The sequence below is a fragment of the Streptomyces daliensis genome, assembly GCF_054782395.1.
On sequence record NZ_BAAGSO010000029.1, the window covers coordinates 44334 to 50333 of the forward strand.

7 protein-coding genes are annotated in these 6000 nt (G+C 70.5%); 2 read left to right on the forward strand and 5 right to left on the reverse strand.

The features are described from left to right. Positions 1 to 25: 25 nt before the first annotated feature. The 5 genes from ACYVOO_RS06620 to clpS all read right to left on the reverse strand — a co-directional run bounded on the left by ACYVOO_RS06620 (position 26) and on the right by clpS (position 3536). On the reverse strand, positions 26 to 151 hold the full coding sequence (locus ACYVOO_RS06620) for a putative leader peptide (protein WP_453348825.1): 126 nt from the start codon (positions 149 to 151) through the stop codon (positions 26 to 28). A gap of 88 nt (positions 152 to 239) precedes the next feature. After that, on the reverse strand, positions 240 to 665 hold the full coding sequence (locus ACYVOO_RS06625; protein ID WP_461014687.1) for a M67 family metallopeptidase: 426 nt from the start codon (positions 663 to 665) through the stop codon (positions 240 to 242). A gap of 157 nt (positions 666 to 822) precedes the next feature. Further along, positions 823 to 2328: an amino acid permease gene (locus ACYVOO_RS06630; protein ID WP_461014688.1), complete on the reverse strand. Its 1506-nt coding sequence runs from the start codon at positions 2326 to 2328 to the stop codon at positions 823 to 825. Positions 2329 to 2613: 285 nt separating this feature from the next. Further along, positions 2614 to 3225 (reverse strand): DUF2017 domain-containing protein, encoded by a 612-nt coding sequence (locus ACYVOO_RS06635; RefSeq protein WP_461014689.1) that lies wholly within the window; start codon positions 3223 to 3225, stop codon positions 2614 to 2616. Next, a complete protein-coding gene (clpS, locus tag ACYVOO_RS06640; RefSeq protein WP_453348829.1) occupies positions 3225 to 3536 on the reverse strand; it encodes an ATP-dependent Clp protease adapter ClpS in 312 nt (103 codons plus the stop codon). Before clpS ends, ACYVOO_RS06635 begins: the two co-directional genes overlap by 1 nt. Before the next feature lie 132 nt (positions 3537 to 3668). Here clpS and ACYVOO_RS06645 point away from each other — a divergent pair, with 132 nt between their 5' ends. Together ACYVOO_RS06645 and ACYVOO_RS06650 are read left to right on the forward strand one after the other, a co-directional pair. Further along, the gene (locus ACYVOO_RS06645) at positions 3669 to 4997 is read left to right on the forward strand and encodes a nicotinate phosphoribosyltransferase (protein WP_461014690.1); all 1329 of its coding nucleotides are present in this window, start codon (positions 3669 to 3671) and stop codon (positions 4995 to 4997) included. Between the two features lie 158 nt (positions 4998 to 5155). After that, positions 5156 to 5746 carry an isochorismatase family protein gene (locus ACYVOO_RS06650; RefSeq protein ID WP_461014691.1) on the forward strand — a complete coding sequence of 197 codons (591 nt, stop codon included), beginning with the start codon at positions 5156 to 5158 and terminating at the stop codon, positions 5744 to 5746. The last annotated feature ends 254 nt before the right edge of the window (positions 5747 to 6000 follow it).

Sequence of the window (6000 nt, forward strand, 5' to 3'; positions counted from 1 at the left end):
AGCCCGACGGGGCGGGGCCCGGCGGTCAGCGGGGCGCGGCGGCGGCGCGCCGACAGATGGCGCTCGCGAGGCGGCAGAGATCGACGTGCAAACGCCCCACGAGCAGCATGCCCGGGGTCTTGAGAGAAGCGTTCACGTCGTGGACAACCATGGGCTCATCGTAACGATTCCCGGAGCCGGAATCGGATGTGTGTTTCATGATGCGGACCGATCCGTCTCAGATCGGCTCTTTACCGGGTTCAGTACGCCTCGACGACCTCGACGTCCTCCTCCGTGACCTCGCCGTCCACGATGCGGAAGGAGCGGAAGGAGAAGGGGCCCTCGTCGTTGCCGCACTCGGCGGTGGAGACGAGGACGTAGTGGGCGCCGGGCTCGTTCGCGTAGGTGATGTCCGTGCGCGAGGGGTACGCCTCGGTCGCGGTGTGCGAGTGGTAGATGACGACGGGTTCCTCGTCGCGGTCGTCCATCTCGCGGTAGAGCTTGAGGAGGTCGCCCGAGTCGAACTCGTAGAACGTGGGCGAGCGTGCCGCGTTGAGCATCGGGATGAAGCGCTCGGCGCGTCCCTCCCCGACGGGCCCGGCGATGACCCCGCACGCCTCGTCCGGGTGGTCGGCGCGGGCGTGGGCGACGATCTTGTCCTGGAGCTCCTGGGTGATGGTCAGCATGGTCGCCAGGATATGCGTGACGTGCGTGAGGGCCGGACCGTACCCCCGAGCGGTACGGTCCGGCCCTCACGGTCCTGGCGGCGCGGCGGCCGAGCGGCCCGGTCGGGGCCGTCGGCCTCCCGCTCTCAGGCGGTCGGACGGGCGGGCGGCAGGGCGGTCAGCCCTCGTTCGCCGTCTCGGGCGTGAGCCGCTTGGGCGCCTCCGCCTTGTGGCCGTTCGCGGCGCGGTACGCGGCGGCGGTGTGCCGGGCGTAGAAGAACCAGCCCGCGCCGAGCACGACGGCCCAGCCCGCGCCCACGTACAGCGAGATCCGCGCGGTCGGGTCGAGCGCGACGATCACGAGGACCATCGTGAGGAAGAGCAGCGCGACCCAGCTGAAGACGCTGCCGCCGGGCGCCGGGAAGGACGAGCTGGGCAGCCGGCCCTTGACGACGGCGCTGCGGTAGCGGAGGTGGCTGATGAGGATCATCATCCAGGTCCAGATGCCGCAGGCGGTGGCGACGGAGGTGACGTAGGCGAACGCCTTCTCCGGGACGAGGTAGTTGAGCACCACGCCGATGCCCATCAGGATCACCGAGACGGTGATGCCCATGGCGGGGCTCTGGCGGACGTTCAGCTTGGAGAAGACCTTCGGCGCCTCGGCGTTCTCGGCGAGGTCGCGCAGCATGCGCCCGGTGGAGTACATGCCGGAGTTGCACGACGAGAGCGCGGCGGTGAGCACGACGAAGTTGACGATGCCCGCGCCGAGCGGGATGCCGATCTTGGCGAAGGCGGCCACGAAGGGGCTGACGCCGTCGGAGAACTCGGTCCACTTGACCACGGACAGGATGACGATCAGCGAGCCCACGTAGAAGATGATGATGCGCCAGGGCAGGGTGTTGATCGCCTTGGGCAGCGTCTTCTCGGGGTCCTCGCTCTCGCCCGCGGTGATGCCGACCAGCTCGACGGCGATGTAGGCGAACATGACGCCCTGGAGCGTCATGAGGCTGGAGCCGATGCCGGTCGGGAAGAAGCCCTCGTGCGCCCAGAGGTTGCTGACGGCCGCGGTGTCACCGGCCTGCGAGAAGCCGAGGGTGAGCACGCCGAGACCGATGACGATCATGCCGATGATCGCGGTGACCTTGATCATCGAGAACCAGAACTCGACCTCGCCGAACACCTTCACCGAGATCAGGTTGACCCCGAAGAGGAGCACCAGGAAGACCAGCGCGCTGACCCACTGGGGGATGTCGGGGAACCAGAAGTGGATGTAGATGGCCGCCGCTGTCAGCTCGGCCATGCCGGTCACGACCCACAGGAGCCAGTACGTCCAGCCCGTCACGAAGCCGAAGAACGGCCCGAGGAACTCGCGCGCGTACTCGGCGAAACTGCCGGAGACCGGCCGGTACATCAGAAGCTCGCCGAGAGCCCGCATGATGAAGAAGATGACGACGCCCGCGAGCGCGTACATCAGGATGATGCTGGGACCGGCCTTGGCGATGTTCGCTCCGGCGCCCATGAAGAGGCCGACGCCGATCGCACCGCCGATCGCGATCATCTGAACCTGACGGCTGCCCAGCCCTCGCTGGTAGCCCTCATCGGAAGGCGCGGCGACCCCGCCGCTCCCGCCGCCTGCTGCGGAGCCGGCTTCGCCCGTGCTGTCCGCGACCCGCTCAGAGGTCATTGTTGTCCTGCGCCTTTCTCCATACCGACCCGGAACGTCCGGATCGGGTCCCGATCCCCCCGGATGGAGTACGTGCTTGCCGACGGTCGGCCGGAACAGCGCTGACGCGCACGACAGGGGTGGCGTCGAACGCGGCAGATCGTGCAGGTGTACCACGAGGTGAGACGCGGGAAGGTGGCCGGGATCACAGGCAAAAGGGACACGGGAGGATATCCCCTGCGTATCGCGAAGGCCCGTGATGCGTTCGTTAGTCGGGCTTTACCATCCGTTTAACGGACGGTGCGGTCACGACAGGAGCGTCCCCACAAGTGTCTCCTGAAGCCCGCCGAGCCACAGATACGCCATGACCATCGGCTTGCGGGGGTCCGAGTCCGGCAGCGTGTAGAGCGCGCTCCCGTCGTCCTCGTCGGTGACCTCCAGGCGCGTGCCGATGGCCAGCCGCAGATCGTTGAGGGCGCCGAGCCACTGCCGCGAGTCGGCGGCGGAGAGGCGCAGCACGGCGCCCTCGTCCCCCACGGGCATGACCGCGTCCAGCGCGCGCACGACCGCGAGGCCGTCCTCGCGCTTGCGGGCCCGCAGATCGTTCTCCGTGAAGCGCCGGAACTCGGCCGAGGCACTGCGGGCCTCCTCGTCGTCCTCGTCGGGCTTGGCGTCCGGGCCCGCGCCGTAGGCGTCGGGGAAGAGCCGGGCCAGCGCCGGGTCCGAGGGCGGCTCGGAGGGGCCGTCGACGAAGAGGGCCGCGAGCGGGTCCTCCTCGGCGCCGCCGTCGGCGGGGCCCTCGCCGGGGCCGATCAGCTCCATGAGCTGGACGACGAGGCTGCGCAGGATCGAGATCTCGACCTCGTCCAGTGCGATGGCGGCGCCGCCGTCCCCGGTCGGCTCGAAGGTGCCCGCCATCAGCGGTCCTGCTGGAGGGTGGCCCACAGGCCGTAGCCGTGCATCGCCTGCACGTCGCGTTCCATCTCCTCGCGGCTGCCGGTGGAGACGACCGCGCGGCCCTTGTGGTGGACGTCCATCATCAGCTTCTTGGCCTTCTCCTTGGGATAGCCGAAGTAGCTCTGGAACACATAGGCCACATAGCTCATGAGGTTGACCGGGTCGTTGTGCACGACCGTCGCCCAGGGGACGTCCGGCTCGGGGACCTCCAGAGGGGCCTCGGCCGATTCGGGGCGTTCGATCTCCGTGGGGGCGACACTCACAGGTCCCATGCTGCCACTCGCGGGGCCCATTGGCCCAAACGGCTCCTGGACAGGGGCGTACGCGGCGCACGGCACCGGGCGCGCGGGCCGCCGCGCGGCGCATATCGTCAAGTTGACGAGATTCGGGGTACCCTCGCACGTATGAACACAGCGGACAGCGGACTGCCGGTGACCGTGCCCTCGACGGCGCTCTTCACCGACCAGTACGAGCTCACGATGCTCCAGGCGGCGCTGCGGTCGGGGACCGCCGAGCGGCGTTCGGTCTTCGAGGTCTTCACCCGCAGACTCCCCGAGGGCCGCCGCTACGGCGTGGTCGGCGGCACCGGACGCGTACTGGACGCGGTCGAGAACTTCCGCTTCGAGGAACGGGAGTTGGACTTCCTGCGCGAGCGGAGCATCGTCGACGGGCCGACCCTGGAATGGCTCGCCGACTACCGCTTCCGTGGCGACATCCGCGGCTACCCCGAGGGCGAGGTCTACTTCCCCGGCTCCCCCGTGATGCGCGTCGAGGGCAGCTTCGCCGAGTGCGTGCTGCTGGAGACGGTGATCCTCTCGATCCTCAACCACGACTCGGCCGTCGCCGCCGCGGCCTCGCGCATGGCCGTCGCCGCAGGGGACCGGCCGCTGATGGAGATGGGCGCCCGGCGCACCCACGAACTGGCCGCCGTGGCCGCCTCGCGCGCCGCGTACGTCGGCGGCTTCTCCACCACCTCCGACCTGGCGGCGGGCTTCCGCTACGGCATCCCGACCGTCGGCACCAGCGCCCACGCCTTCACCCTGCTGCACGACCACGAGCGCGACGCGTTCGTCGCACAGGTCGACTCGCTGGGCAGCGGCACCACACTGCTCGTGGACACCTACGACGTGACCGAGGCCGTCCGCAGCGCCGTCGAGGTCGCGGGCACGGAGCTGGGTGCCGTGCGCATCGACTCGGGCGACCTGCTGCTGATCGCCCACCGGGTGCGGCAGCAGCTCGACGAACTCGGCGCGAAGCAGACGAAGATCGTGGTCACCAGCGACCTCGACGAGTACGCCATCGCCTCCCTCGCCGCCGCGCCCGTCGACGCGTACGGGGTGGGCACCCAGCTCGTCACCGGCAGCGGCCACCCCACCTGTTCGATGGTCTACAAGCTCGTCGCGCGCGCCGGATCCGACGAGCCCGGCGCGCCGCTGCACCCCGTCGCCAAGAAGTCCATGGGCGGCAAGTCCACGGTGGGCGGCGCGAAGTGGGCCGCGCGGCCCGTCGACGCGGACGGTGTGGCCGAGGCGGAGGTCGTGGGCACCGGGCCCGTGCCCGGCGGACTGTCCGGGCGGCTGTTGCAGACGGAGCTGGTGCGGGGCGGGGAGGTCGTGGCCCGCGAGCCCCTGGACGCGGCACGCGACCGGCACCGCGCCGCGCTGTCCCGGCTGCCCATGTCGGCGCGCCAGCTCTCGCGGGGCGAGCCGGTGCTGCCGACGGAGCATGTGTGAGGGCTGCGCGGGTGAGGGCTGCGCGGGGGTCGTGGAGGCGCGGCCGGGGGGAGCGAGCGCGAAGTGCCCACTCCCCTTAACCCGGTTGAGTCTCTAGTCTCGGTTTCAAGGACCGACCGCCCCGTAACCGCCGGCAACCCGGCCGAAAGGTGTGCTCCATGCACCGGGCACTGATCGTCGTCGACGTGCAGAACGACTTCTGCGAGGGCGGCAGCCTCGCGGTCGCGGGAGGCGCCGACGTCGCCGCTGCCATCACCGAGCTGGTGGGCGCCGCCACGGCGGGCTACCGGCACGTGGTGGCCACCCGTGACCACCACATCTCGCCGGGTGACCACTTCTCGGACCAGCCGGACTACGCCCATTCGTGGCCGCCGCACTGCGTGGCGGGCACGGAGGGGATCGGCTTCCACCCGAACTTCGCCCCCGTCGTCGCGGCAGGGGCCATCGACGCCGTGTTCGACAAGGGCGCCTACTCGGCCGCGTACAGCGGGTTCGAGGGCGCGGACGAGAACGGTACGTCGCTGGCCGACTGGCTGCGGGCGCGCGAGGTGCGGGAGGTGGACGTGGTCGGGATCGCCACGGACCACTGCGTGCGGGCCACGGCGCTGGACGCGGTGCGGGAGGGGTTCCGCACCCAGGTCCTGCTCGACCTCACGGCGGGCGTCGCCGAAGCCACCACCCAGCAGGCGCTGGACCAGCTCCGCACGGCGGGCGTGGAACTCACCGGCAAGCCGGTGCGCGTAGCTTGAAGGAAACGCGGGGTTGCCGCTTCACGGGGGTGTTGCGCGGGACGGTTGGCCGGTGTGGTGCGCACTGTAGGGTCCCGCGCTGATTTTTGTGCCGCTGCACGCAGGGGGGTGGCGGGGCGCCGTTTCCGGGCGCGGCTGGGTGGCTACGGCGCGGCGTGTGGTTGCGGTGCGGTGCGGCTGGCGCCGCGTGGTTCTTGGCTTGTGCCGGTGGTCGTGTGGGGTTGGTGTGTGGTGGGGGTCGGTGCCGCGGTGGG

What these genes read in the sequence shown, in the direction of transcription:
- ACYVOO_RS06620 (WP_453348825.1), bottom strand. Translation starts at nt 151, where the DNA reads ATGGTTGTCCACGACGTGAACGCTTCTCTCAAGACCCCGGGCATGCTG.
- ACYVOO_RS06625 (WP_461014687.1), bottom strand. Translation starts at nt 665, where the DNA reads ATGCTGACCATCACCCAGGAGCTCCAGGACAAGATCGTCGCCCACGCC.
- ACYVOO_RS06630 (WP_461014688.1), bottom strand. Translation starts at nt 2,328, where the DNA reads ATGACCTCTGAGCGGGTCGCGGACAGCACGGGCGAAGCCGGCTCCGCA.
- ACYVOO_RS06635 (WP_461014689.1), bottom strand. Translation starts at nt 3,225, where the DNA reads ATGGCGGGCACCTTCGAGCCGACCGGGGACGGCGGCGCCGCCATCGCA.
- clpS (WP_453348829.1), bottom strand. Translation starts at nt 3,536, where the DNA reads ATGGGACCTGTGAGTGTCGCCCCCACGGAGATCGAACGCCCCGAATCG.
- ACYVOO_RS06645 (WP_461014690.1), top strand. Translation starts at nt 3,669, where the DNA reads ATGAACACAGCGGACAGCGGACTGCCGGTGACCGTGCCCTCGACGGCG.
- ACYVOO_RS06650 (WP_461014691.1), top strand. Translation starts at nt 5,156, where the DNA reads ATGCACCGGGCACTGATCGTCGTCGACGTGCAGAACGACTTCTGCGAG.